Here is a 22,431-nt window from a genome sequence, read left to right as displayed (position 1 = left end):
TATGTTAACCGGTCAAAGAAAGACCAAAACCTGAACAGAGCTAACCTAAAATAGCGGACTCAAGGGGGAGCAGGTCAACGACTGTAAGACGGTCAAAACACTCGTCGTTGTCCATTGGATCGGGCGATCTCTCTTCAAATCTAATGAGCGATTGAACGTCTTCTGGTAGTTCGGCAGCAAGCTCTTTGAACACCACATACGGTGGGAGCTTTATACGATCTGGCTTTTGGCTCCGAGGTAGCGAAGAAATCTTGTCGAACACGCGCCGCATGTCCTCAACCTCGTTTGCGCTGGGCGGCAAGTGTCGCGAACGGTCAGCCTCAATCCCGGCTACAAGTTCGCGCGCCAGACGCCATGGACTCCCTGCGTATTCAGGGAACGTGTTCTTGAATTCCTCGTCTACCGTTTTGAGACCTTGAGAGCGCCGCCATTCATCGTACGCACGATCTGACTGAGCCTCTGCGTGATACTGCGCTTCTTCCCGCTGACGTCGGTTCTTGGTCTTAAAGTCTTGCCGGGTTTCGGCGTCCACGAGTTCGTTGATCAGAGCGTCATGCTGCTGTTTGAGATCGCGCAGTTTGTCGTAAGCTTCATCCAAGTCTTTACCGAGCGGAGCGCGCCACTTTTTGAAGCCTACAACGGGCTGCAAATCCAGCGGTACCTTGCGCTGATAGAAATACCTGTCATGCTTTAAGAGCATGTATTTTGGCTTGATCTGGGGCGTCTCGGTACCGAAAAGGGCTCTGAAAGTACCGAAAATCGGCTACTATTGCGCCGATACTAAGGCAAGATGCGCTATTTTTCAAGGATATGAGTGTGTTGGTGGGCGACCCTGGAATCGAACCAGGCGTGCGTCTCCGCGAGGGAGTTACAGTCCCCTGCCACACCTTGCGGCCTGTCGCCCACTACGCCATTAGGGCTTAAACCCCGGTGGCGTGAGCGCGTGATTACCGGGACCCATATCAGGGGTCAAGGCACAAAATCAGGCCCCGCCGATCAAAGGTGCAAAGATGAAAAAACCCAAATGGGTCGTCGAAAAGGAACAGGCGAAAAAGGCGGACGCGGCGGCGACGGTCTGGCTGTTCGGTTTGCACGCGGTCCGTGATGCGTTGCTGAACACAAAGCGTGAAAAACTGCACCTCATGGTGACGCTGAACGCCCAGAACAAGCTGGCAGACGCCATCCAATCGGCAGGTATTGCACCCGAAGTGATTGATCCACGCAAGTTCAAGCCGCCGATTGATCCCGGTTCCGTCCACCAGGGCGCCGCGCTTGAGGTCAAGCCGTTGGATTGGGGCAGGCTGACCGATGTCGCCATCGGGGCCGAGGCTCCGCGCCTTATCCTGCTGGATCGTGTGACGGATCCGCACAACGTCGGCGCCATTCTGCGCTCGGCCGAGGTGTTGGGGGCGTCTGCCGTCATCGGCACGCGCCATCACGCGGCGCCCGAAACCGGCGCGCTGGCGAAAACAGCGTCCGGTGCGCTCGAACGCCAACCCTATGTGCGGGTGCGCAACCTTGCTGACGCCATCGTTGAGTTGCAGGGCATGGGCTACGTGGTTCTGGGGCTGGACGGGGAGGCGGACGCGACGATTGAGACCACCCTAAATGGTCAAAAGGATCGGGCCGTCGCGCTGGTCCTTGGCGCCGAAGGCCCCGGCCTGCGCCAGAAAACCCGCGAAACCTGCGATGCGCTGGTGAAAATCGACGCGGCAGGTGGGTTTGGCTCGCTCAATGTCTCAAATGCGGCTGCGATTGCCCTATATGCCTCCAAGGACCACGACTAAGGAGGCGACCATCGCCCACCCCACGAAGATCGCAACCTGCTGCTATTGCGGCACCCGTGCCGCCCTTGTTCTGACAGGGCGCGAGCGCCACGAACTGGCCTGTTCCAGTTGCGGTGCCCCGCTGCACGACCTGAAGATGTTGCCCAGAAAGCGGTCAGGTGACCGCGAAACCGTGCGACCCTCGGCCATTCGCCAAAAAAGCAAACCTAAACCCGCCAAGAAAAAGTACAAGAAGCGCAAGTCGCGCTGGGCGGACATCTTCGATGATGCATTTGATATCATTGAAGACATCTTTGACTGAGCGCCGCCGCAACACCGGCCTGTCAAATCCAATCTTTAAGTTTTCGTTCACAGATTTGCGAGAGGGTCTTTTGCGAGGCTTGAGCGATCATATCTTAAGAAGTGAACCACAGGTTTGGAACTCCTGTAGGTTATTTCACTGTCCCTCGTTCCGCACCTCCGCGCCCCTTTCGCTTTGCGATCGGGGCGTTTTTTTGGGAACGTGACCGGGCAGGGGGAAATCATGTCCGAAACCTATACCGATGCGCATCTGAAACAGGTCCTGACGACAACCAAGGTTGTGGCCGTCGTGGGTGTGTCTACCAACCCGGTGCGGCCCAGCTATTACGTGGCGCGGTACCTGGCGCTCAAGGGGTACACCGTGATCCCCGTAAACCCCGTATACGCGGGTGAAACGCTGTTTGGACGCCAGATCGTGCCTGATTTCGAGTCGTTCGATGACCCCGTCGACATGGTCGATATCTTCCGCCGATCCGAAGCGGTGCCCGAGATCGTGGATACGGCCATGGCCCGCATTCCAACCCTGAAAACGATCTGGATGCAGATTGGCGTGGAACATGCCGAAGCCACTGCCAAGGCGCGTGCGGCGGATCTGACGGTTATTCAGAACCGTTGCCCCAAGATCGAGTATCAGCGCCTGTTCGGCGAGCTGCGGATGGGCGGGTTCAACACCGGCATCATCTCATCCCGACTCTGATGCCGGTATCGACGCGTGGCGCGCGCCCCTCGCCAGGTCGCTGCATCAGTGAAACGGCAACAGGAGATGTCGATGAGTATCGAAATCGTCCCAATTCGGATGTCTCATGCCGCGTCCTTTCATGGCGCCGTCGACGCGGTGGCAAGGGAACACAGGTACCTGCAAGCGCTCAAAGCACCGCCGTTGCCCAGCACCATTGAGTTCGTGCGCGGCAACATCGAAAATGGCCGTACACATTTTGTCGCTGTCAGTGAGTCAACGGTTGTTGGCTGGTGTGATATTCTTCCACGTTCCGAACCCGTCAGACAGCATGTGGGCGTTGTCGGCATGGGGATAGTGTCAGCATTTCGCGGGCGGGGATTGGGGCGCAAACTGTTGGCCACCGCCCTGACGGATGTAAAGAGGCAATGCTTTCACAGGATTGAGTTGCGGGTGCGTGCGTCCAATGTTGCTGCATATTGCCTCTACCAGGCTATGGGCTTTGTCCTTGAGGGCACGTTGAAGGACGAAATCCTGCTTGATGGAGCGTTCGACAGCACGCATTGCATGGCTCTTTTTCCAAACCATGACCCGTAGCATATGGTCTGGATCATATCGGTCCCATTTGGTCATCCACCGGCCGGAATGTTCCGCTGGCACTGTCATACCGGCTGCGACCGGAACAAAAATACCCCGCACCGAACCGGTACGGGGTGTATCACGTAAACAAAGCAGCGGCTTAGTTCACGCGCGACCATGTCTGCTTTTTACAGAACGGACCGACACAGCCCGACACGTTCAGGCTGTTGCCGCTTAAGGCCATCTTCGATTTGAAAACCTTGCCGGTCGACGGCTGCCAGATCTTGCCAGACGCATAGTTGCCGCCCCCCTGCGGCTCCATGTCCCAAACAAGTTGTTTCCCAACATTCTCGGACGCAATGGGGCCACTGGCGTCAAAGGCTTTGGCAATTGTGCCGCAAATCTTTGCGCCGCACTTGCTCATCGCGATATGCGCATAGGCGCCATCATCCACTTCGGTTTTCCACGTGCCCAGCACAGGATCGGCCATTGCGGCTCCCGCGCTGGCGATAGCCACACATGCGGCTGCAATCAGGTGTTTCATGAGTGTCTCCTCCGTAATGGCCGGGACTGTGAGCCATCGGGAAGCGATATGGCAAGAATGACCTTGGGTCGCGTTGCGAATCTTGACGATAGGTGCAAGGACGCGAGAAGACAGTGAAAGGCCCGACAACATGATCCTGTACCCCGCCATCGACCTCAAGGACGGCCAGGCCGTACGCCTCGTACACGGGGACATGGACAAGGCCACCGTGTTCAACGACGATCCGGCGGCACAGGCACGCGCCTTTGTAGAGGCTGGATGCGAATGGCTGCACCTTGTCGACCTGAACGGCGCGTTTGCAGGTGAGCCGGTCAACGCAGCCCCGGTTGAGGCGATCCTGAAATCCTGCGATGTGCCCGCGCAACTTGGCGGCGGCATCCGGGACATGGCGACAATCGAAATGTGGCTGTCCAAGGGCCTGCAGCGGGTCATCCTCGGCACCGTGGCGGTCGAAAATCCTGACCTAGTGCGCGAGGCGGCCAAAGCCTTTCCCGGTCACGTCGCCGTGGGCATCGATGCGCGGACCGGGAAGGTCGCGACCAAAGGCTGGGCGACCGAAACGGATGTGGATGCCACTGATCTGGCCAAATCCTTCGAAGACGCAGGCGTGGCCGCGATCATCTACACCGACATCAACCGCGACGGGGCCATGGGCGGGCCGAATATCCCAGCGACCCGGGCGCTGGCCGAAGCGGTGGACATTCCCGTCATCGCAAGCGGTGGCGTGTCGTCGCTCGATGATCTGACGGCGCTCAAGGCGACAGGCGTGATCTCGGGCGCCATCTCGGGCCGCGCACTCTACGATGGGGCTATTGATCTCAAGGCGGCCCTTCGGGCTCTTGCATGAAGCGCCGACCACGCTACACCACCCTGATCGTGCTCCTTCTGATCTGCGCGCTGCCGATCTTAAGTGTGATGATATCCAGCTGGCTGGCTCAGATCCATGGCTGCACCTTGCACGAAGGCTTTGCCAGTTCCTGCATCATCTGGGGCAAAGACCGCGGCGAAACGCTCGCCGGGATGTTTGTCATGGGATGGTTCATGCTGATCACGGTCCCCGCAGGGGCCGTGGTCCTTTTGGTTATGGCGATCCAGATCGGTATCGACCTGATCGCCTGGCGGCGCGGCTAGCGCCTATTGCGCAGCACCATCGGTGAACTTGCCCAAAGCACCGGTCATGGTCTGGACATACGCGGCATCCTCAGCCACCCCACCCAGCTTGCCCAGCATCGCTGCCGGGTCTTCGTAGGCGATCATGGTCTTGCCGGTCTCGTCCTCGAACACCGCGATTTTCATCGGCAGGAACAAGGCAGATGTCCGATCATCCAGCATCGCCTGCGTGCCCAGTTTGGGATTGCCAAAGATCAGCAACTGCGATGCGCCGATATCTTCGCCCACACCTTGCGCACCAGCCCCGTGATCCACCCGCGCAAAGATGGTCAGCCCAGCCCCTTCAAGTGCGGCCTGAAGCGCGTCCATTGTCTCCACCACGCCATTCGCCGATTCCTTGCGAATAATCCCGTTGTCACCAGCCATTGCCGTACCTGCCAAAAAAGCGCTCATCACCAGAGCCATCAAAATCCGCATCACGCGTCTCCTCGTTTTCAATAGCCTGAACCTCTCATATGCGCGAGCGAAGGCCATGCACCTTTCCGTGAATGGGCGATGATGGGCGGAAATACTCCTTGATCTTGCCGGACAAACTCCGGGGGAGGCCGGGGGCAGAGCCCCTTTCCCCGCTGTCAAATCCACGCTACCAGACGCGCATGTTGAAAACGCGCATCATACCATGTCTCGATGTTGCCGATGGCCGTGTGGTCAAGGGTGTCAACTTTGTCGACCTGATCGACGCCGGTGATCCGGTCGAGGCCGCACGCGCCTACGACGCCGCAGGCGCGGACGAGCTGTGTTTTCTGGACATCCACGCGACCCATGAAAACCGCGGCACGATGTTCGACCTTGTGCGACGCACTGCGGAACAATGCTTTATCCCGCTGACTGTGGGCGGTGGTGTCCGGACGGTGGCGGATGTGCGGGCCTTGCTGCTGGCAGGTGCTGATAAGGTGTCGTTCAACTCTGCCGCCGTGGCGGACCCCGATGTGCTTGCGCGGGCTTCCGATCAATTCGGCAGCCAGTGCATCGTCTGCGCCATCGACGCCAAGACAGTCGAACCGGGCCGCTGGGAAATCTTCACGCACGGGGGGCGCAAGCCCACGGGCATCGACGCGGTCGACTTTGCCCGCACCGCCGCCGAAAAGGGGGCAGGGGAAATTCTGCTCACCTCCATGGACCGCGACGGGACACGCGCAGGGTTCAACCTGCCTCTGACACGCGCCATCTCTGACGCTGTGCCGATCCCCGTGATCGCAAGCGGCGGCGTCGGTACGCTCGATCACCTTGTTGACGGCGTCACCGAAGGGGGCGCATCCGCCGTTCTGGCCGCTTCGATCTTCCACTTTGGTGATTACACTATCGCCCAGGCCAAGGCCCACATGGCCGCCGCCGGTATCCCGATGAGGCTGACATGACGCTGGACGATCTTTTTGCCATGATCGAAGCCCGCAAAGGGGCCGATCCCGACAGTTCCTGGACGGCCAAGTTGCTGGCCAAGGGCCCCGAGAAATGCGCGGAGAAGTTCGGCGAAGAAGCGGTCGAAGCTATCATCGAAGCGGTGAAAGATGACAAAGCCGCCCTGACATCCGAGGCGGCGGATGTGCTCTACCACCTGCTGGTCATGCTGGCATCGCGTGATGTCGCACTGTCGGATGTGATGGATGAATTGGCCCGCCGCCAGGGTGTTTCCGGGCTTGCTGAAAAGGCGTCCCGATCTGTCTGAGTTCTGTCTGAGTTCGTTAGTTATGTTGCATAACTACCTATCTTCATCTTGCCAGATAAACTTCGGGGGTTTGGGGGCAGAGCCCCCATTCAAACATTGGTCGCGTCGCGCAGCGTCCTTTGGATGTTTCCGAAAGTCTTGAATCGAAAATACCCTGCCGCACTCCGCACTCTCGGAGCATTTTCGATCAGAGTTTTTGGTGTGATTTCGGAAACATCCGAGATCACCGTGCGTTGCGTTAACCGCCCAACACCCGCCCGGTGGGGGTGTACAGGGGGTGTACGGATGCTGCACGGGGGGTGACACCCCGTTTGGGACGTCAATCTCCATGAAAACAAGGTAAATGCAGCCCAGCGACTCACCCGCCCGAAACAGTTTGTATGTCAGGGCGCCCAGGTCAGAAAATTGCGGATCATGCGCAGGCCGATATCCTGGCTCTTCTCCGGATGGAACTGCATCCCCAGCATTGTGTCCCGCCCGACAACGGCGGTGACATCTCCGCCGTAATCTACATGGGCCAGTCGCATGGCAGGGTCCGCAACCTCGAAATGATAGGAGTGTACAAAGTACGTGTGATCGCCCGTCGAAACCCCTTCAAACACGGGGTGCTGCGCCTCCAGAACCAGGTCGTTCCACCCCATATGCGGCACCTTCAGGGTCGGCTCTGAAGGCGTAATGTGCACCACCTCACCATCGACCCAGTCCAGACCAGCGGTGTCGGAATACTCCCGCCCCCAAGACGCCATCAATTGCATGCCAACACAGATGCCCAGAAAAGGTCTGCCCTTGTTTTCAACAGCTTCCACGAGCGCATCAAAGACACCAGAGCCGCGCAGCGCCTTCGCACACGCAGGAAAGGCCCCGTCACCCGGAAGCACGATCCGGTCGGCCTTGGCCACTACATCTGCGTCCGAGGTCACGACGACCGTGCCCGCATCCGCCTCGCGCGCCATGCGCTCAAACGCCTTTTCGGCCGAGTGCAGGTTGCCGCTCTCGTAGTCGATCAGAACCGTCAGGCTCATAGGCTGCCCTTGGTCGAGGGGATGGCGTCCGCCATACGCGGATCGACCTCAAGGGCCACGCGCAAGGCACGGGCCACGGCTTTGAAGGCCGCCTCGGCGATGTGGTGGCTGTTGATCCCATGCAGCATATCCACGTGCAGCGTGATGCCGCCATGGGTGCTGAGCGCCTGGAAGAATTCGCGCACCAGTTCGGTGTCGAACGTGCCAATCTTCGGCGTCGGCAGATCCACGTTCCACACAAGGAAGGGCCGGCCCGACAGGTCGAGCGCCGCGCGGACAAGCGCATCATCCATGGGCAACAAGCAGGATCCGTAGCGCTGAATTCCCTTCTTGTTTCCAACGGCTTGGCTCAGGGTTTGTCCGATGGCGATGCCCACGTCCTCGACCGTGTGGTGATCATCGATGTGCAGATCGCCCTTGCACCGCACCTTCATGTCGATCAGCGCGTGGCGCGCCAGCTGATCCAGCATGTGGTCAAAGAACCCGACGCCCGTGTCATTGTCATATTGACCGGAGCCATCAAGGTTGAGCGAGACCGAGATATCGGTTTCGGCCGTTGTGCGGGTAAGGGTGGTGCTGCGCATCACGCGCCTCCTGCCTATGCGTTCGCGTGCCTCTATAGGCGGGCAGGGCAGCGCCGCCAAGGGGCGGACCATCACGCTTGCAGGCACCTGCGCAGACGTGCCACTACGGGATTATGCACCGCAGTTGCCCAAGGCCATGCTCATGACCACTTGTGTCTTCATCCAGATCCGTTGCCGCCCCGGTTCCACCTACAAGGTCGCCGAAGAGATTGCGCTGCGCGAAATCCATTCCGAGCTCTACTCGACCTCTGGCGATTATGACCTGCTGATGAAGGTCTACATTCCCGAAGGACAGGACGTCGGCAAGTATATCAACGACGAACTGCTGGACATCGATGGGATCGAACGGTCACTGACCACAATGACCTTCAAGGTGTTCTAGACCAGGCTCATCACAGTGCGATGCGCGCTGTTCGGTTCTGAAGCGCTTGGGTGGCAGCCCGGTGTGCTTCTTGAACACGGTCGAAAAATGCGCCTGCGTACCAAAGCCGCAAGTGAATGCAACTTGGACCAACGGTGTGTCCGTTCTGGTCAAAAGCAGCTTTGCGTGCTCAATCCTCTTGTAAGTGACGTAAGCATGCGGGGACATATCGGTGGCGGCGCGGAACACACGCGCGAAGTGGTGCTGCGATAGGCAGGCCACCGCTGCCAGATCGGGCATTAAGATGACGCCGTCAAGATTGGCGTTGATGTAGTCGATGACCCTTTTCAGGCGCGTTGGGTCCAAAGGCTTCAGAATGGCATAGTTGGCGCGCGTCCGCGCCCTGTTGTCGGCATGACAGACCAAGCGCCCCATCATGGTTAGCAACATGCCATCTATCTGCAAGGCGGATCCCTTGTTGTCCCGCAGGCTTGTCTGCCAGATTTGTCCCATCAGGGTTTCCAGCATGGGATCCGTCAGTTGCGTATTCAAGATGGATGCAAGCGGATGCTCCGTCTGCCCGCTTCGATCTCCGGGCAATAGCTCTGCTGTGTAGTCCTCGGGGATCGCCAGAAGCGAGATGTCATGTGCACCGTTGCTTTCCCAATCCGCGATGGCGTTCGGTGGTGCAACGTAGAAGCTGCCGGGGATGGTCGACAACGCTTTGACGCCGTCCCCGCAATCGACGGTGTTGCGGGTCATTGCGCTGCTCGACAAGGATCGCAGCACAAGCTGCGGTACGGACGGATCCGTCGTGGCATGCGCGTTCTGGCTGGCCTTGATCATGGAGAACCGCGGTGTACCCATACGCCGCGCCGTCTGAGGAAAGTCGGCATATAGCGCCCCGTACATCGCATCATAGCTGGGATCAGACGATGAAGGAGGTAGGTGAGATGCTGGGTGCACGGTCAGGAGCCCTTGTGTTAGTGATCAGTGCGCGCCACACCATCAGAACATTGACCGTCATGGTGTCAATTAAACTTTACACTTTCTTTCATATTTTTGCATATTCTCCCAAAAAACTCAGAAAGTTTGAGTTTTTTGGGCGCGATATCCTGACACGGCAGTTTTTTCGAGCCGGTGCGGTCCGCCATCGATCAGATGTGTCGCGGCAAACAGAATTTCGTCCGCGGTAATCCTGTCGAACAGGCCGGTTCGGGTCAGTGCCGCCTGTTCGGGGTCATCATCAAGAACGTAACGGATGTTCGGTTGAGCGAACTGAAGCGTGCCAGAGATCAGAACGTCGCCCAACAGTAACAGGCTTTGTGTGCCCGATGCGATGTGCACGATCTGGTGTCCTGGAGTGTGACCGGGTGCGTCCTCGAGCCAGACTCCGGAACCTATGTCGCCGTTCGAGCGGTGGACTGCAATGCGGTATGCCATCCGGTCCATGAGCCCCGCAATCAAGTTGGCAAGAGGGCGCTGTGCCGGTGCAACCAGCTGCGGTCGTTCGGGGGCTGCCCAATACCGCCACTCCAACTCGCACAGATGTAGCATTGCATTTGGGTAAGCCGCAACCTCTCCATGCATCAGACCGCCGATGTGGTCAGCGTGCATGTGGGTGATGATGATATCAGTGACTTGATCCGGTGTGACGCCAGCTCGAGCCAACGCCATGGGAAGATAGCCGGTGTTTGGATGCTTGCCCCTGAGCGTATTGCCTGATCCGGTGTCGACCAGCATGCGGCGGTTCCCAGCCTCGATCAGCCAGGCATATGCACCGACATAAAGCGGGTGTGTGGAGGCTTCCTTCGGCCACGGGGAGAATGCAGCCGAAGGAAGTTCAAAGTGACCGTCTGACAGAGCAGTCACCGCGATGTCGCCAATCCGGATGCGGTTGGGAGATGCTGACCGGGCGCCTTGTGGGGGTAGTCCCGCCAAGGCCATCGCACCAAGTCCGAAGGTTACACTTCGGCGGGACACCAGGGGCGACGTATGGGATTCAGGCAGCATATTGACCTTCCGGACATGTTTGGCGGTTACCCAAACCTCGGGGGACGCTGAGGGCTCGGTAACTGTCCAGAACGCTAGATGATCAAGCCTTGTTGATCTTTCAAAATCCGGCGGTGGTTTTGTCGTAAGTCGCGGGTGGCCGACGGCTAAAACAAAAAAAGACCGCGCTGTGGCGGTCTTTCTTGCGCTCCCATTTGGGAGGATGTTGGAGCGGGCGAGGCGATTCGAACGCCCGACCCTAACCTTGGCAAGGTTATGCTCTACCCCTGAGCTACGCCCGCTTCCTTGGGTGAGGCGTGAGATACTTACACAGGCCCCGCGCTGCAAGGGGAAAATGGACTGGATTGCAAAAAATCTTCCGGCGGGCGACGGAACAGGGACGACGCTGCGTTCAAGTCCTATGATCCACCACTCACGTTTCCCAATTGCGGTTCTTTTCTTGCTTCCGGTTTGCGTTTTCCCCCCTGCAACGGTGGCCCACGAGGGGCCGCATGGCCCCACCATGATGGCCCAGGTCGAGCGGGCCATCATGGTGGACCGACAGGTGGATGTACACCTGATCGTCACAGGGCTGGGTGGCCCCTTGATGCTGCAGGACATTGAGGCACCCGGCGCCGCCGTGCAATTTGAAGCGCCGGTTGCGATTACCTTCGCCCAGGACGTCCGGGTGACTGCGGCCGTTACCTTTGCAACGCCACCGCCGGATGTATTCACGCTTGTATTGAACTTTGGCATTGCTGGTCTGAGTGCAGTCACGGTCATGCCTGAACCCGCCAAAAACTAGCTCAGCAGAAAGGTCCCCAGATGCAACTCACTTTCTCCGCTGTGAAATCCCTGACACTGACATGCGCCATTATTCTGGGTTGTGCTGCGTCCGGTGACGCGCATCCGTGCGCGCGGGATTACGTAACCGCTGAACCAGGCCTGCTCTGCGCCAAACCCGTTAAAATCGATACCGATCTGAAAGTTTTAGGGGGCGAGGTTCCGGCTGGCACGCGACGCTAAGTGCGTTGAAGCAGATCCCAGCGGTTACCAAAGGGATCGCGAAAGACGGCCACGGTTCCATATGTTTCGTGCCGCGGTTCTTCTTCGAACACGATCCCGCGCGTCATAAGCTTTGCATGATCCCGCGCAAAATCATCCGAGCGCAGGAACAGCCAAACCCGCCCGCCGCCCTGTATCCCGATACTCGCGACCTGCTCTGGGGTGTCTGCGCGCGCAATGATGATTGACGTCTGCGCGCCGGGCGCCCGAACCTCGATCCAGCGTTTACGCCCTTGATCGATGTCGGCAAGCACTTCGAAGCCCAGCGTGCCACAGAAAAAGTCCAGGCCTGCTTCGTAGTCCGGAACAAGGATGGAGAAGGATTGGATGTGCATGTGTACCGAGTTTGTCTGTTACGCGCAGGCGGGGTGAGCCTCATCTAAGCCTGATCCGGGGAGGCCGCAATTATGCGTTCATGTCCAACGGACGTCATTGCGACATGAATGAAGAAGCGAGCGACCGTGCGTGCGTGGGCTCGAGCCGCCAAGAGCATGCGATTTCCCATGCAAGAGCGGCCCGTTTGATGATCGGTGTCTGTGCATCTGACCAAGTGGCCGTATCGAAGAGAGGGTGATCACGGCGCGCTTCGTCCCAGTCAATCAACGTCACTGTGCCGTCGTGATCCGTCAGGATGTTGTCCGGGTTCAGGTCGCCATGCACCAGTGTGGTTTCAAGGCTGATTGCCGACCATGCTGCCCTGAGTTGGGCAACCAGATCGGGCGGTATTGCGGACAGGTCGATGTCGCCCCCAGCCTGGTCGATCAGAAGATCGCGGGCAGATGCGAACCCGTCGCGTTGGGGCAGGTCAGCGCCCGCGCTGTGCATGCAAGTGACCCTGTCAGAAATTGTCTTCGGCGGTGTCGGGGAGCCATCGTGGAACGGTTCGCATGTCCAGCCGTCGACGACGAAGGTACCAAGGCTGGACTTAAGGGGCCGCGGCACACTCAATCCGCAGGTCCCTGCGTGTCGGGCGACGGGCAAGAGCCAAGCAATGGCTGCCTCTGACCGCCGCGTTGACTTGAGCACGTGCTGTCCGATGCGCAGCACAGTGTTGCGGTGCCCGCCCGGCAGGGGCACAGGTTGCCCTGTCAGCCCCCATGCGCCGAGCGGTGGGATCACTCCAACTCGACCAGCAGGTCCTTGGCATCGATTTGGCCCCCGGCCGAGATGTGTACGGCTTTGACAACCGCGTCGCGCTCAGCATGGATACCGGTTTCCATTTTCATGGCTTCAATGGTCAGAAGCAGGTCGCCTTCGCACACTTCCTGGCCTGCCGTAACACCAACGCTGGCGACAACACCGGGCATGGGGGCACCCACGTGACCTGCATTGCCATCTTCCGCCTTGGGACGGGACACGGTTTGGGACTTTACCAGACGGTTTGGTACGCGGATCGTGCGCGGTTGGCCGTTGAGTTCGAAGAACACGCGCACTTCGCCGTCTTCGTTTGTCTCACCCACAGCCTGGAGGCGGATTTCGAGCGTCTTGCCCGGATCGATCTCTGCCGTGATCTGGTCCCCCGGCTGCATGCCGTAGAAGAAGGTCTTGGTCGGCAGGGTTCGAACAGGTCCATATGTACGGTGGCGCCCCATGTAGTCGAGGAAGACCTTGGGATACATCAGGTAGCCTGACAGATCCTCGTCATCAATCGCCTTGCCTTCGAGCTGTCCAGACAGGTCAGCGCGCGTGTCTTCCAGATCGACCGGGGCCACATCCGCGCCGGGGCGGGCCGTGTTGGGCTCTTCACCTTTCAGCACCTTTTGCTGGATGCCATGCGGGAAACCGCCCGGAGGTTGGCCCAGGTTGCCGCGCATCATGTCCACAACGCTGTCGGGAAAGGCGACCTCTTTGTCGGCATCCTCGACCTCGTCACGGGTCAGTCCCTGCGATACCATCATCAGGGCCATGTCGCCGACCACTTTGGACGATGGCGTAACCTTGACGATGTCGCCGAACATCTGGTTCACATCTGCATAGGTGCGCGCGACCTCGTGCCAGCGCTCCTCCAGCCCGAGGCTGCGGGCCTGTGCCTTGAGGTTGGTGAATTGACCGCCCGGCATTTCGTGCAGATACACCTCGGACGAGGGGGCCTGCATACCGCTTTCAAACGCAGTGTAGTGCGCGCGGACAGCTTCCCAGTAATCCGAGATGTCACGGACTGCGTCGATGTTGAGGCCAGTGTCGCGGTCGGTGTGTTGCAGCGCTTCGACGACCGTGCCGAGCGTGGCCTGGGATGTGTTGCCCGACAGCGCATCCATGGCGCAATCGACAGCGTCCACGCCTGCCTCGGCAGCGGCAAGGATCGTGGCTACGGCCACACCTGCGGTATCATGGGTGTGGAAGTGGATGGGCAGCCCCACCTCTTGTTTCAGCGCGCGGATGAGCTGTTTGGCGGCGGCGGGTTTCAGCAGACCAGCCATGTCCTTGAGACCCAGCACATGCGCGCCTGCGTCTTTCAGCTGGTTGCCCATATCCACGTAGTACTTGAGGTCATACTTGGCCCGATCCGGGTCCATGATGTCGCCGGTGTAGCAAATGGTGCCTTCGCAGATTTTGTTCTGCTCTTGGACCGCATCCATGGCGACGCGCATGTTTTCGACCCAGTTCAGGCTGTCGAAGACACGGAAGACGTCGACGCCGCTTGTTGCGGCCACCCGCACGAACTCCTGCACCACGTTGTCGGGGTAGTTGGTGTAGCCGACACCATTGGCCCCGCGCAAAAGCATCTGGGTCATCAGGTTCGGCATTCGGTTGCGGAGGTCGCGCAGACGTTGCCAGGGGCATTCTTGCAGGAAGCGATAGGCCACGTCGAACGTCGCGCCGCCCCAGCATTCCATCGAGAACAACTGTGGCAGGTTGGCGGCGTAAGCCGGGGCTACCTTGATCATATCATAGCTGCGCATCCGGGTGGCCAGCAACGACTGGTGCCCGTCGCGCATGGTTGTATCAGTAATCAGCAGCTGTGGTTGTGCCTTCATCCAGTCGGCGACAGCCTGTGGGCCCTTTTGTTCCAACAGGTTTCGGGTGCCCATCTGACCACCATCCTTCACAGCAGGCGGCTTTGGATCCTTGATGTCCGAACGCGGGCGGGGGCGGTCCTTGACCTCGGGGTGACCGTTCACGGTGATGTCCGCGATGTAAGTCAGCACTTTCGTGCCGCGGTCGCGGCGGCGTGGGAACTGGAACAGTTCAGGTGTCTCGTCGATGAACTTGGTGGTGTATTCATTCGACAGGAAGGTCGGGTGTTTCAGCAGGTTCTCGACAAAGGCGATATTGGTGCTGACGCCACGGATGCGGAATTCGCGCAGGGCGCGGTCCATGCGGGCGATGGCGATCTCGGGCGTCGGGCCTTTGGACGTCACCTTGGTCAGCAGGCTGTCATAGTAGCGGGTGATGACCCCGCCAGCATAGGCCGTGCCACCGTCCAGACGAATGCCCATGCCCGTGGCCGAGCGATAGGCTGTGATGCGGCCGTAGTCGGGGATGAAGTTGTTTTGCGGGTCCTCGGTGGTGACGCGGGTCTGTAGCGCGTGTCCGGTCAGGACGATGTCCTTTTGGCTGGCCTTACCGGTCGCTTCGTCAATCGACTTGCCTTCGGCAATCAGGATCTGGGCGCGGACAATGTCGATGCCGGTGACTTCCTCGGTCACGGTGTGTTCGACCTGCACGCGGGGGTTCACTTCGATGAAGTAGAATTTGCTGGTTTCCATATCCATCAGAAACTCAACAGTGCCTGCGCATTCGTAGTTCACGTGCTTGCAGATCTTGTAGCCGAGCTGGCAAATCTCGTCGCGCTGGGCGTCGGTCAGATAGGGGGCGGGTGCGCGTTCGACGACCTTCTGGTTGCGGCGCTGGACCGAGCAGTCGCGTTCGAACAGGTGGTACATGCCGCCATGCTTGTCGCCCAGAATCTGCACCTCGACGTGGCGGGCGCGGGTGATCATCTTTTCCAGGTAGCCTTCGCCGTTGCCGAACGCAGCTTCGGCTTCGCGACGCCCTTCAAGGACCTTCTCTTCGACCTCCTCCTCGCCAAAGATCGGGCGCATGCCACGACCACCGCCACCCCAGGACGCCTTGAGCATCAGGGGATAGCCGACCTCCTTGGCTTCTTTGCGAATGGCATCCATATCGTCGCCCAGCACTTCCGTGGCAGGGATGACGGGCACACCAGCCTCAACTGCAACGCGGCGGGCGCTGGCCTTGTCGCCCAAGGCACGCATGGTTTCGGATTTTGGGCCGATGAAAGTGATGCCGTTTTTCTCGCAGGCATCTACGAAGTCCGGGTTTTCCGATAGAAGGCCGTAGCCGGGGTGGATGGCATCTGCGCCGCTTTCGCGGGCGACGCGGATCATTTCGTCAATGCTGAGGTAAGCGGCGACGGGGCCGAGGCCTTCGCCGATGCGGTAGGCTTCGTCCGCCTTGAAGCGGTGCAGGCCCAACTTGTCCTCTTCGGCAAAGACGGCGACCGTCTTTTTGCCCATCTCGTTCGCGGCCCGCATGATGCGGATGGCGATCTCACCCCGGTTTGCGATGAGGATTTTCTTGAAGTCGGGCATGTAAGTTCCCCCCGGGGCCGTATTTTGCAGTCGCGGCATTCTCTATGACGTTTACGTGGCGCGAACAATACGTGGTTGTGGGTAGATGGCCCTGCAGGAGAAAAGGTGCCCGGCGCGGCCGATGGGGCAGCTGACCTAATCGTCGGCATTTGCTTGAACAAAAATTGCACTCGCATTGTCACGTAAAAAGAGGCAGGTCACTGACCTGGATGTTTGCCAATACGCCATGCGGACTTTGCCGAAGGTCGGCTTGTGCTGGAAGGCTCTAGCCGTGCAAAAACGGTTTGGGCAGGTCCTGAAGTGCGCGCGCTCCAAGCTGCCCCATGTTGGCCTTCAAGTCTTCGGACAGAATGTGGGTCAGATGATCGATCCCGTCGGGGCCAAGGGCGGCCAGTGCATAGTGCCAACCTCGGCCCAGCATGACGAAATCCGCACCCGATGCCATGGCCCGCAGTATATCCAATCCACCCTCGATCCCGCTATCGAAGATGATCGGCAGGCGAGTCGCGCGTCGGACCGCTGGCAGGACTTCGATTGTGGCGGGGGCGGCATCGAATTGCCGACCGGCGTGGTTCGAGACCCAGATGGCATCGACGCCAAGCCCTTCGAGCCGTTCGGCATCCGTGCCGCGCATCACGCCCTTGACCACGAAAGGCCCGCCCCATGCATCCCGCAACCACGACACGTAGTCCCAGTCTGGCGAGGTGCGCAGCAGGTATCCGACATGGGCCGTGACGGGCAGGTTCTTGGTTGCGGATGTCGTGTATGCATCCAGCATCCGCATGTGTGGCATTCCCTTGCGCGCCATCGCCATGGCCCATGCGGGCCGCATGGCAACCTGTGCCATCAGGCGTGGGGTCAGGCGGGGCGGATTGGTCAGGCCGGATCGTGTTTGCCGTTCGCGCCGGGACGCCACGGGCACATCGACGGTCAGCACCAGTGTCTTGAACCCGGCGGCGCGGGCGCGGTCCAGCATGTCCTTGCGAATGCCTTCGTCCCGTGGTGGATACATCTGGAACCACGCATCCTCGCCCAATACCGGGGCGATATCTTCTGGTGATGCGGCTGCGACCGTCGACAAGGTGTAAGGGATGTTCAGGCGTGCGGCCCCTTGGGCAAGATGGCGTTCGGCATCGGGCCACATGAGGCCCGACATACCGACGGGGGCGATGCCAAAGGGCAGGGCGCGCTGCTGTCCCAAAAGGGTCGTTGAAAGATCGGCGTCGAATTCGTCATGTAGGATGGACGGCAGTAGCCCCACACGGTCAAGTGCTGTGCGATTGCGGCGGCGCGTGGCCTCGTCGCCCGTGCCGCTGTCCAGATACTCCCAAACGAATTTCGGGATTCGCTGTTGTGCGCGGGTGCGCAGGTCGCTGAGGGCGGGATAGCGGCTGTTCAGATCCATGCGCGCGACTATGGACATGGGGGTGCGGCGCTGCAAGCCGTTGAATTCACGCATGCTCTGCCTGTTGGACTCTGTGAACTAAGGTTTTGGAAAGGGCAAAAGGCGATGGAACATCGCGCGAACATCAGTCTTTTCCTTTGAGTGCGGGCACGATACATTGTGGCATGAGCAGTTTTGATGATCTTGACGCCTTTGAAGGGGCCTCTCTGTCCGCACGCGCCATGGCGGCGCGCCCGCAGCCTTACCTGGACGGTTTGAACCCGGCGCAGCGCGCGGCGGTCGAGAAGCTGGATGGCCCTGTGCTTATGCTGGCGGGCGCGGGTACAGGCAAAACCAGGGCGCTGACCGCACGGATCGTGCATCTGTTGAACACAGGGCGGGCGCGTCCGAACGAAATTCTGGCTGTCACCTTTACCAACAAGGCTGCGCGCGAGATGAAAAATCGCGTGGGCCAGATGCTGGGGCAGCCGATTGAGGGCATGCCGTGGATGGGTACGTTCCACGCCATTTGCGTGAAGCTGCTGCGCCGCCATGCCGAGCTCGCCGGGCTCAAGTCAAACTTCACCATTCTGGACACAGACGATCAGATCCGCCTCTTGAAACAGCTGGTTCAGGCCGCCAATATCGATGACAAGCGCTGGCCTGCGCGCCAGTTGGCCAGCATCATCGACGGGTGGAAGAACCGCGCTCTGACACCTGACAAAGTGCCCGCCGCGGATGCGGGGGCCTACAATCACAAGGGCGTTGATCTTTATGCCCAGTATCAGCGTCGTCTGGTCGAGCTGAATGCCTGCGACTTCGGCGACCTGCTTTTGCATATGGTCACCATCTTTCAGGCCCACCCGGATATTCTGCAACAATATCAACGCTGGTTCGCGTTCATCCTTGTGGACGAGTACCAGGATACCAACGTCGCCCAGTACCTGTGGCTGCGGCTGTTGGCGCAGGGGCACAAGAACATCTGCTGTGTCGGTGATGACGACCAGTCGATCTATGGCTGGCGTGGGGCCGAAGTGGGCAACATCCTGCGGTTTGAAAAGGATTTTCCCGGCGCGCATGTGGTGCGGCTGGAACAGAACTACCGCTCGACCCCGCATATTCTGGCGGCGGCCTCTGGCGTCATTGACAGCAACGAAAACCGTCTGGGCAAGACGCTGTGGACGGACAAGGACGAGGGCGAGAAGGTGCGCCTGATCGGTCACTGGGACGGCGAGGAAGAGGCGCGCTGGATCGGGGAAGAGATTGAGGCGGCGCAAAAGGGCACACGAGGTGCGCGTCCTATGTCATTGGAAGATATGGCCATTCTGGTTCGCGCCTCGCACCAGATGCGCGCGTTCGAGGATCGCTTCCTGACCATCGGATTGCCCTATCGCGTCATTGGGGGTCCGCGCTTTTATGAGCGGATGGAGATCCGGGATGCGATGGCCTATTTTCGGGTTGTCGTGTCGCCCGATGATGATCTGGCCTTTGAGCGGATCGTGAACACGCCCAAACGCGGCTTGGGGGACAAGGCGCAGCAAACCATTCAGATCACGGCGCGGGCCAATGGTGTGCCATTGGTGGAAGGAGCGCGGTTGGCCGTTGAGCAGGGGTTGATCAAGGGCAAGGGCGGCAAGGAATTGGGCGCGCTTGTGGATGGGATCGCCCGCTGGAATTCCAAGCTGCGGGGACCGCGCATTGAAGTGGCGCAGGACGATTCTGTGATTGACGAGGGCGTGGCGCCGCTGCGTGTCGAATACGGTCCACCGCCGGTGAGCCATATCGAATTGGCCGAGATCATTCTGGACGAAAGCGGCTACACTGCCCATTGGCAGAATGACAAGACACCCGAAGCGCCCGGCCGATTGGAGAACTTGAAGGAGCTGGTGAAAGCCCTTGAATCCTTTGAGAATTTGCAAGGGTTTCTTGAGCATGTTTCGCTGGTCATGGACAACGCGAGCGAGGATGCCGAGGCCAAGGTTTCGATCATGACCCTGCACGCTGCCAAGGGTTTGGAATTCCCGCAAGTGTTCCTGCCGGGGTGGGAAGACGGGCTGTTTCCGTCGCAACGGTCGATGGATGAAAGTGGGATCAAGGGGCTCGAAGAAGAGCGCCGTCTTGCCTATGTCGGGATCACCCGTGCGGAAGAGGTTTGCACCATATCCTTTGCGGCCAACCGGCGGGTGTTTGGGCAATGGCAATCGTCTATGCCATCGCGATTTGTTGATGAGCTGCCCGAGGATCACGTGGATGTGCTGACGCCACCGGGCCTATATGGGGGTGGCTTTGGTGCTGCAGCCCCAAATATGGGGGGTGAGTCGCGGTTGCATCAGGTAGCGGCGGAGGCGAATGTCTACAACTCGCCCGGCTGGAAGCGGCTGCAGGCGCGGGCCGGTGAGCGGCCCATGAGCCAACCCAAGGAAAGCCGGAACACGGTCATTGATCTGAATGCAGTGTCGGCTTTCACCATGGGGGAGCGGGTGTTTCACCAGAAGTTCGGTTACGGCGTCATCATCGGTATCGAGGGTGACAAGCTGGAAGTGGAATTCGAGAAGGCGGGCACGAAGAAGGTTGTTTCGCGCTTTATATCCGGCACGGATGACATTCCGTTTTAGAGCCGTGGGGCGGGGCGGTTAACGCGCCGTGCGGTCCTTTCCATCTGGTAAACTGCGCGTTTTTTGCTGGAAACTGCACATTTTGATCCCTGTAAAACCCGGTGTTTTGGTGGCGTTTTTGCCAAACTGCGCATTTTAGCGCCGAAACTGCGTGTTTTGCTTGGCCGGACCGCGTTAACGATCCGGTCATTCTTGCCCGTTGTTTACGTTTGCGCGGAGGGCTTAACTGTTTTGAAAGCTTTGCCGTCGGGCGGCTCTGTTTGCTGGCGCAAAGGCGCCCGCCCGCCGACCCGGTTCGCGATCAGGTTTGGCAGCTTGTCCGGGTTGCGCATCGTGTACATCCAGCAGATCTGGCCCTGACTGTTCAATGCCACAGTGAACAGTGTTTCAGCCCGACCGTTTTCGGTCATCAGCAGCGCGGGGTGGCCATTTGCGGTGACCGGTGTGGGCACGAGGACGCCGGCATGTTTCAGCGTGACCGCGTGCGAGACCAGAACAATATCATCCGGGCCGATGAGCGGGCGGCGGGCCGCACGAGCCTTGGCCCCGCCATCCGAGATCGCGATGGCGTCTTCGGCCAGATATGATTTTGCTGCGTCGAGATCATTGCTGACGATGGCGGCGAGAAAGCCGCTGATCTGCGCGGCCCGCTTGCCCGCTGGTTGTGTCAGGTCCGGGGAGGATTGTGCGACGCGACGGTGAGCGCGGCTGACCAGTTGGCGGCAGGCGGCTTCGGATTTGCCCAGTGTCTGGGCGATGTCGGTATAGGATGCATCGAACGCCTCGCGCAGGACAAAGGCGGCGCGTTCGCTGGTGGGCAGCGTGTCCATCATCCAGAGCAGCGCCAGTTCACAGTCCTGCGCCTGGGCAAAGCTGTCTTCGGGCGTGTTTTCATCCACGATCAGGGGTTCGGGCAACCATGGCCCCATATAGGATTTGCGCCGGGTCTTGGCCCGCCGGAGGCTGTCGATGGCAACCCGTGTTGCAGCGGTGCGCAGCCATGCGGCGGGCGTCCGAATGGCTGTATGATCCGCCGCCGCCCATTTGAACCACGTGTCCTGCACCGCGTCTTCGGCGGCGGCACGTTCGCCGAGCATGCGGTAGCACAGGGCCGTGAGCATCGGCCGCTGTGCTTCGAATTGGTCGGTCCACGTCATGCAGCAACCGGTTGGGTGAGCGTGATGGACGTGCCGTTCACATCCAGCCGTTGGCACAGTTTGCCGTGGCCCATGCTGCGCTTGAGCACGGGGTAGGCGCGGGTGAATGCAGCGGCGAAGGACGCTGCAACAACGGCGCGCGGACCATGCGTCGCTTCGATCCGGGCGCGCAGTGCGTCGAGTGTGTCATCGCCCCGGATCGCGGCCCAGGCAAACTGGTAGCCGAGGCCGAAGTCGCCTGCCGCATCGGGCGCGCCGTTCAGGCTTGCCTGGATGTCTGCCGCACGTGCGCCATAGGCCAGGGCCATGTCGACGGTCAGTTGCGCGCAGGGTCCGCAATCGCCCTCGACAGCGGAGCCGACCATGGCCCCCATCCGAACATGATGGGCGGATTTGGGACCAGCATAGGCGCTGACCTTTTGAAACAGGGTCAGGCGCAGACCTGCGCGCGGGTCGATGTCGATCAAGTCGTGCATGTATTGCGTATTGTAGTTGAATTGTTGGCCAAAGCGGCGGGCGCCGGAATGAAGAAATGCGCGGATCATGAGGTTTGCTCCTTGGGTTGCATTGAGAAAGCGATTGCAAGGCTTGTCCAGACCGGAAGCTGGATGCCCAACAGGTTGACGAGGGTGATCATGTCAAAGGCAAAGCCGCGGTTGGCCCATATCGCGAGGTGATAGAGGGCGTGCAGCGCGGGCCAGCCCAGCCCGACAATCAGGACATCGCGTGACCGTGTGCGTGCGGCGTGCAGGATGGCGAGCCCACTGACGCCAAGCACCAGTGCTATGTCGCGGATGAAATGAAGGTTGAACGGACCCATGGCTGCAACACCGGGGGTGTTGGCGTACCAGAACTGCGGCTGCGTCCACATCAGGACGCCCGAGGCCAAATAATAGATCCCTACGATCCAGAGAACACGCACCATGCGACTGTATCCTTGCCAGTGTCATGAGGATGACGTGGCCGGTCGGGC

25 protein-coding genes and 2 tRNA genes are annotated in these 22,431 nt (G+C 59.8%); 11 read left to right on the top strand and 16 right to left on the bottom strand.

The window, feature by feature from the left end; all coding sequences use genetic code 11:
- Window positions 1–40: 40 nt before the first annotated feature.
- The gene (locus Q1A75_RS13065; RefSeq protein WP_299548196.1) at window positions 41–700 is read right to left on the bottom strand and encodes a DUF6538 domain-containing protein; all 660 of its coding nucleotides are present in this window, start codon (window positions 698–700) and stop codon (window positions 41–43) included.
- A 120-nt stretch (window positions 701–820) separates the two neighbouring features.
- A tRNA-Tyr gene (locus Q1A75_RS13060) sits at window positions 821–904 on the bottom strand.
- Between the two features lie 106 nt (window positions 905–1,010).
- Between Q1A75_RS13060 and rlmB the strand changes: the two genes are divergently transcribed.
- The 4 genes from rlmB to Q1A75_RS13040 all read left to right on the top strand — a co-directional run bounded on the left by rlmB (window position 1,011) and on the right by Q1A75_RS13040 (window position 3,360).
- Window positions 1,011–1,787, top strand: a complete 777-nt coding sequence (rlmB, locus tag Q1A75_RS13055; protein WP_299548197.1) for a 23S rRNA (guanosine(2251)-2'-O)-methyltransferase RlmB — start codon at window positions 1,011–1,013, stop codon at window positions 1,785–1,787.
- The gene (locus tag Q1A75_RS13050) at window positions 1,765–2,088 is read left to right on the top strand and encodes a hypothetical protein (RefSeq protein ID WP_299548200.1); all 324 of its coding nucleotides are present in this window, start codon (window positions 1,765–1,767) and stop codon (window positions 2,086–2,088) included. The genes rlmB and Q1A75_RS13050 overlap by 23 nt, the downstream gene beginning before the upstream one ends.
- A 222-nt stretch (window positions 2,089–2,310) precedes the next feature.
- A complete protein-coding gene (locus Q1A75_RS13045) occupies window positions 2,311–2,784 on the top strand; it encodes a CoA-binding protein (protein ID WP_299548203.1) in 474 nt (157 codons plus the stop codon).
- A 72-nt stretch (window positions 2,785–2,856) separates the two neighbouring features.
- Entirely contained in the window at window positions 2,857–3,360 is a 504-nt protein-coding gene (locus Q1A75_RS13040; RefSeq protein ID WP_299548206.1) for a GNAT family N-acetyltransferase, read from the top strand.
- A 142-nt stretch (window positions 3,361–3,502) separates the two neighbouring features.
- Here Q1A75_RS13040 and Q1A75_RS13035 read toward each other — a convergent pair whose 3' ends face one another.
- Entirely contained in the window at window positions 3,503–3,886 is a 384-nt protein-coding gene (locus Q1A75_RS13035) for a DUF2147 domain-containing protein (RefSeq protein ID WP_299548209.1), read from the bottom strand.
- Window positions 3,887–4,016: 130 nt separating this feature from the next.
- Between Q1A75_RS13035 and hisA the strand changes: the two genes are divergently transcribed.
- Window positions 4,017–4,733: a 1-(5-phosphoribosyl)-5-[(5-phosphoribosylamino)methylideneamino]imidazole-4-carboxamide isomerase gene (gene hisA / locus Q1A75_RS13030; RefSeq protein WP_299548212.1), complete on the top strand. Its 717-nt coding sequence runs from the start codon at window positions 4,017–4,019 to the stop codon at window positions 4,731–4,733.
- Window positions 4,730–5,017 carry a hypothetical protein gene (locus tag Q1A75_RS13025; protein WP_299548215.1) on the top strand — a complete coding sequence of 96 codons (288 nt, stop codon included), beginning with the start codon at window positions 4,730–4,732 and terminating at the stop codon, window positions 5,015–5,017. The genes hisA and Q1A75_RS13025 overlap by 4 nt, the downstream gene beginning before the upstream one ends.
- Before the next feature lie 3 nt (window positions 5,018–5,020).
- Here Q1A75_RS13025 and Q1A75_RS13020 read toward each other — a convergent pair whose 3' ends face one another.
- Window positions 5,021–5,473: a DUF302 domain-containing protein gene (locus Q1A75_RS13020; protein WP_299548218.1), complete on the bottom strand. Its 453-nt coding sequence runs from the start codon at window positions 5,471–5,473 to the stop codon at window positions 5,021–5,023.
- Window positions 5,474–5,652: 179 nt separating this feature from the next.
- Here Q1A75_RS13020 and hisF point away from each other — a divergent pair, with 179 nt between their 5' ends.
- The gene (gene hisF / locus Q1A75_RS13015; RefSeq protein ID WP_299548221.1) at window positions 5,653–6,414 is read left to right on the top strand and encodes an imidazole glycerol phosphate synthase subunit HisF; all 762 of its coding nucleotides are present in this window, start codon (window positions 5,653–5,655) and stop codon (window positions 6,412–6,414) included.
- A complete protein-coding gene (locus Q1A75_RS13010) occupies window positions 6,411–6,722 on the top strand; it encodes a phosphoribosyl-ATP diphosphatase (protein WP_299548224.1) in 312 nt (103 codons plus the stop codon). Before hisF ends, Q1A75_RS13010 begins: the two co-directional genes overlap by 4 nt.
- Before the next feature lie 383 nt (window positions 6,723–7,105).
- On the opposite strand, the gene hisH is transcribed toward Q1A75_RS13010, so the two are convergent.
- Both hisH and hisB read right to left on the bottom strand, forming a co-directional pair.
- Window positions 7,106–7,744: an imidazole glycerol phosphate synthase subunit HisH gene (gene hisH, locus Q1A75_RS13005; RefSeq protein WP_299548226.1), complete on the bottom strand. Its 639-nt coding sequence runs from the start codon at window positions 7,742–7,744 to the stop codon at window positions 7,106–7,108.
- Window positions 7,741–8,328, bottom strand: a complete 588-nt coding sequence (hisB, locus tag Q1A75_RS13000) for an imidazoleglycerol-phosphate dehydratase HisB (RefSeq protein WP_299548228.1) — start codon at window positions 8,326–8,328, stop codon at window positions 7,741–7,743. The genes hisH and hisB overlap by 4 nt, the downstream gene beginning before the upstream one ends.
- A gap of 142 nt (window positions 8,329–8,470) precedes the next feature.
- On the opposite strand from hisB, the gene Q1A75_RS12995 reads away from it, so the two are divergent.
- Window positions 8,471–8,710, top strand: coding sequence for an Lrp/AsnC ligand binding domain-containing protein (locus Q1A75_RS12995; protein ID WP_299200866.1), 240 nt, complete (start codon window positions 8,471–8,473; stop codon window positions 8,708–8,710).
- Here Q1A75_RS12995 and Q1A75_RS12990 read toward each other — a convergent pair.
- The 3 genes from Q1A75_RS12990 to Q1A75_RS12980 all read right to left on the bottom strand — a co-directional run bounded on the left by Q1A75_RS12990 (window position 8,678) and on the right by Q1A75_RS12980 (window position 10,983).
- The gene (locus Q1A75_RS12990) at window positions 8,678–9,556 is read right to left on the bottom strand and encodes an AraC family transcriptional regulator (RefSeq protein ID WP_299548230.1); all 879 of its coding nucleotides are present in this window, start codon (window positions 9,554–9,556) and stop codon (window positions 8,678–8,680) included. The two genes, Q1A75_RS12995 and Q1A75_RS12990, sit on opposite strands and share 33 nt — an antisense overlap.
- Before the next feature lie 216 nt (window positions 9,557–9,772).
- Complete coding sequence (locus tag Q1A75_RS12985; RefSeq protein WP_299548232.1) at window positions 9,773–10,702, bottom strand: MBL fold metallo-hydrolase; 930 nt, start codon at window positions 10,700–10,702, stop codon at window positions 9,773–9,775.
- A gap of 206 nt (window positions 10,703–10,908) precedes the next feature.
- Window positions 10,909–10,983 (bottom strand) — tRNA-Gly (locus Q1A75_RS12980).
- A gap of 221 nt (window positions 10,984–11,204) precedes the next feature.
- On the opposite strand from Q1A75_RS12980, the gene Q1A75_RS12975 reads away from it, so the two are divergent.
- The gene (locus Q1A75_RS12975) at window positions 11,205–11,486 is read left to right on the top strand and encodes a hypothetical protein (protein ID WP_299548234.1); all 282 of its coding nucleotides are present in this window, start codon (window positions 11,205–11,207) and stop codon (window positions 11,484–11,486) included.
- Between the two features lie 217 nt (window positions 11,487–11,703).
- On the opposite strand, the gene Q1A75_RS12970 is transcribed toward Q1A75_RS12975, so the two are convergent.
- From Q1A75_RS12970 to Q1A75_RS12955, 4 genes are all read right to left on the bottom strand, one after another.
- Window positions 11,704–12,081: a VOC family protein gene (locus tag Q1A75_RS12970; protein WP_299548236.1), complete on the bottom strand. Its 378-nt coding sequence runs from the start codon at window positions 12,079–12,081 to the stop codon at window positions 11,704–11,706.
- Window positions 12,082–12,175: 94 nt separating this feature from the next.
- Window positions 12,176–12,865 (bottom strand): phosphotransferase, encoded by a 690-nt coding sequence (locus Q1A75_RS12965; protein ID WP_299548239.1) that lies wholly within the window; start codon window positions 12,863–12,865, stop codon window positions 12,176–12,178.
- Complete coding sequence (gene pyc, locus Q1A75_RS12960) at window positions 12,862–16,302, bottom strand: pyruvate carboxylase (protein ID WP_299548242.1); 3,441 nt, start codon at window positions 16,300–16,302, stop codon at window positions 12,862–12,864. The genes Q1A75_RS12965 and pyc overlap by 4 nt, the downstream gene beginning before the upstream one ends.
- A 265-nt stretch (window positions 16,303–16,567) precedes the next feature.
- Window positions 16,568–17,707, bottom strand: coding sequence for an alpha-hydroxy acid oxidase (locus Q1A75_RS12955; RefSeq protein WP_299548390.1), 1,140 nt, complete (start codon window positions 17,705–17,707; stop codon window positions 16,568–16,570).
- 164 nt (window positions 17,708–17,871) lie between these two features.
- Here Q1A75_RS12955 and Q1A75_RS12950 point away from each other — a divergent pair, with 164 nt between their 5' ends.
- Entirely contained in the window at window positions 17,872–20,301 is a 2,430-nt protein-coding gene (locus Q1A75_RS12950) for a UvrD-helicase domain-containing protein (RefSeq protein WP_299548245.1), read from the top strand.
- Between the two features lie 203 nt (window positions 20,302–20,504).
- On the opposite strand, the gene sigJ is transcribed toward Q1A75_RS12950, so the two are convergent.
- The 3 genes from sigJ to Q1A75_RS12935 are packed head-to-tail and all read right to left on the bottom strand — an operon-like array spanning window position 20,505 to window position 22,383.
- Window positions 20,505–21,458, bottom strand: coding sequence for an RNA polymerase sigma factor SigJ (gene sigJ / locus Q1A75_RS12945; protein WP_299548248.1), 954 nt, complete (start codon window positions 21,456–21,458; stop codon window positions 20,505–20,507).
- On the bottom strand, window positions 21,455–22,003 hold the full coding sequence (locus Q1A75_RS12940) for a hypothetical protein (protein ID WP_299548251.1): 549 nt from the start codon (window positions 22,001–22,003) through the stop codon (window positions 21,455–21,457). The genes sigJ and Q1A75_RS12940 overlap by 4 nt, the downstream gene beginning before the upstream one ends.
- A complete protein-coding gene (locus Q1A75_RS12935; protein ID WP_299548254.1) occupies window positions 22,000–22,383 on the bottom strand; it encodes a hypothetical protein in 384 nt (127 codons plus the stop codon). Before Q1A75_RS12935 ends, Q1A75_RS12940 begins: the two co-directional genes overlap by 4 nt.
- Window positions 22,384–22,431 lie beyond the last annotated feature (48 nt).

It is taken from the genome of uncultured Tateyamaria sp. (assembly GCF_947504105.1).
GTDB lineage: Bacteria > Pseudomonadota > Alphaproteobacteria > Rhodobacterales > Rhodobacteraceae > Tateyamaria.
Note: the sequence above shows the minus strand (reverse complement) of the source record. Positions and strands in the feature narration are given on the sequence as shown.

Bases quoted from the DNA above. Each gene is read 5' to 3' on its own strand.
- Q1A75_RS13065 (WP_299548196.1), bottom strand. From the start codon at position 700: ATGCTCTTAAAGCATGACAGGTATTTCTATCAGCGCAAGGTACCGCTG.
- rlmB (WP_299548197.1), top strand. From the start codon at position 1,011: ATGAAAAAACCCAAATGGGTCGTCGAAAAGGAACAGGCGAAAAAGGCG.
- Q1A75_RS13050 (WP_299548200.1), top strand. From the start codon at position 1,765: ATGCCTCCAAGGACCACGACTAAGGAGGCGACCATCGCCCACCCCACG.
- Q1A75_RS13045 (WP_299548203.1), top strand. From the start codon at position 2,311: ATGTCCGAAACCTATACCGATGCGCATCTGAAACAGGTCCTGACGACA.
- Q1A75_RS13040 (WP_299548206.1), top strand. From the start codon at position 2,857: ATGAGTATCGAAATCGTCCCAATTCGGATGTCTCATGCCGCGTCCTTT.
- Q1A75_RS13035 (WP_299548209.1), bottom strand. From the start codon at position 3,886: ATGAAACACCTGATTGCAGCCGCATGTGTGGCTATCGCCAGCGCGGGA.
- hisA (WP_299548212.1), top strand. From the start codon at position 4,017: ATGATCCTGTACCCCGCCATCGACCTCAAGGACGGCCAGGCCGTACGC.
- Q1A75_RS13025 (WP_299548215.1), top strand. From the start codon at position 4,730: ATGAAGCGCCGACCACGCTACACCACCCTGATCGTGCTCCTTCTGATC.
- Q1A75_RS13020 (WP_299548218.1), bottom strand. From the start codon at position 5,473: ATGCGGATTTTGATGGCTCTGGTGATGAGCGCTTTTTTGGCAGGTACG.
- hisF (WP_299548221.1), top strand. From the start codon at position 5,653: ATGTTGAAAACGCGCATCATACCATGTCTCGATGTTGCCGATGGCCGT.
- Q1A75_RS13010 (WP_299548224.1), top strand. From the start codon at position 6,411: ATGACGCTGGACGATCTTTTTGCCATGATCGAAGCCCGCAAAGGGGCC.
- hisH (WP_299548226.1), bottom strand. From the start codon at position 7,744: ATGAGCCTGACGGTTCTGATCGACTACGAGAGCGGCAACCTGCACTCG.
- hisB (WP_299548228.1), bottom strand. From the start codon at position 8,328: ATGCGCAGCACCACCCTTACCCGCACAACGGCCGAAACCGATATCTCG.
- Q1A75_RS12995 (WP_299200866.1), top strand. From the start codon at position 8,471: ATGACCACTTGTGTCTTCATCCAGATCCGTTGCCGCCCCGGTTCCACC.
- Q1A75_RS12990 (WP_299548230.1), bottom strand. From the start codon at position 9,556: ATGGGTACACCGCGGTTCTCCATGATCAAGGCCAGCCAGAACGCGCAT.
- Q1A75_RS12985 (WP_299548232.1), bottom strand. From the start codon at position 10,702: ATGCTGCCTGAATCCCATACGTCGCCCCTGGTGTCCCGCCGAAGTGTA.
- Q1A75_RS12975 (WP_299548234.1), top strand. From the start codon at position 11,205: ATGATGGCCCAGGTCGAGCGGGCCATCATGGTGGACCGACAGGTGGAT.
- Q1A75_RS12970 (WP_299548236.1), bottom strand. From the start codon at position 12,081: ATGCACATCCAATCCTTCTCCATCCTTGTTCCGGACTACGAAGCAGGC.
- pyc (WP_299548242.1), bottom strand. From the start codon at position 16,302: ATGCCCGACTTCAAGAAAATCCTCATCGCAAACCGGGGTGAGATCGCC.
- Q1A75_RS12955 (WP_299548390.1), bottom strand. From the start codon at position 17,707: ATGGATCTGAACAGCCGCTATCCCGCCCTCAGCGACCTGCGCACCCGC.
- Q1A75_RS12950 (WP_299548245.1), top strand. From the start codon at position 17,872: ATGAGCAGTTTTGATGATCTTGACGCCTTTGAAGGGGCCTCTCTGTCC.
- sigJ (WP_299548248.1), bottom strand. From the start codon at position 21,458: ATGACGTGGACCGACCAATTCGAAGCACAGCGGCCGATGCTCACGGCC.
- Q1A75_RS12940 (WP_299548251.1), bottom strand. From the start codon at position 22,003: ATGATCCGCGCATTTCTTCATTCCGGCGCCCGCCGCTTTGGCCAACAA.
- Q1A75_RS12935 (WP_299548254.1), bottom strand. From the start codon at position 22,383: ATGGTGCGTGTTCTCTGGATCGTAGGGATCTATTATTTGGCCTCGGGC.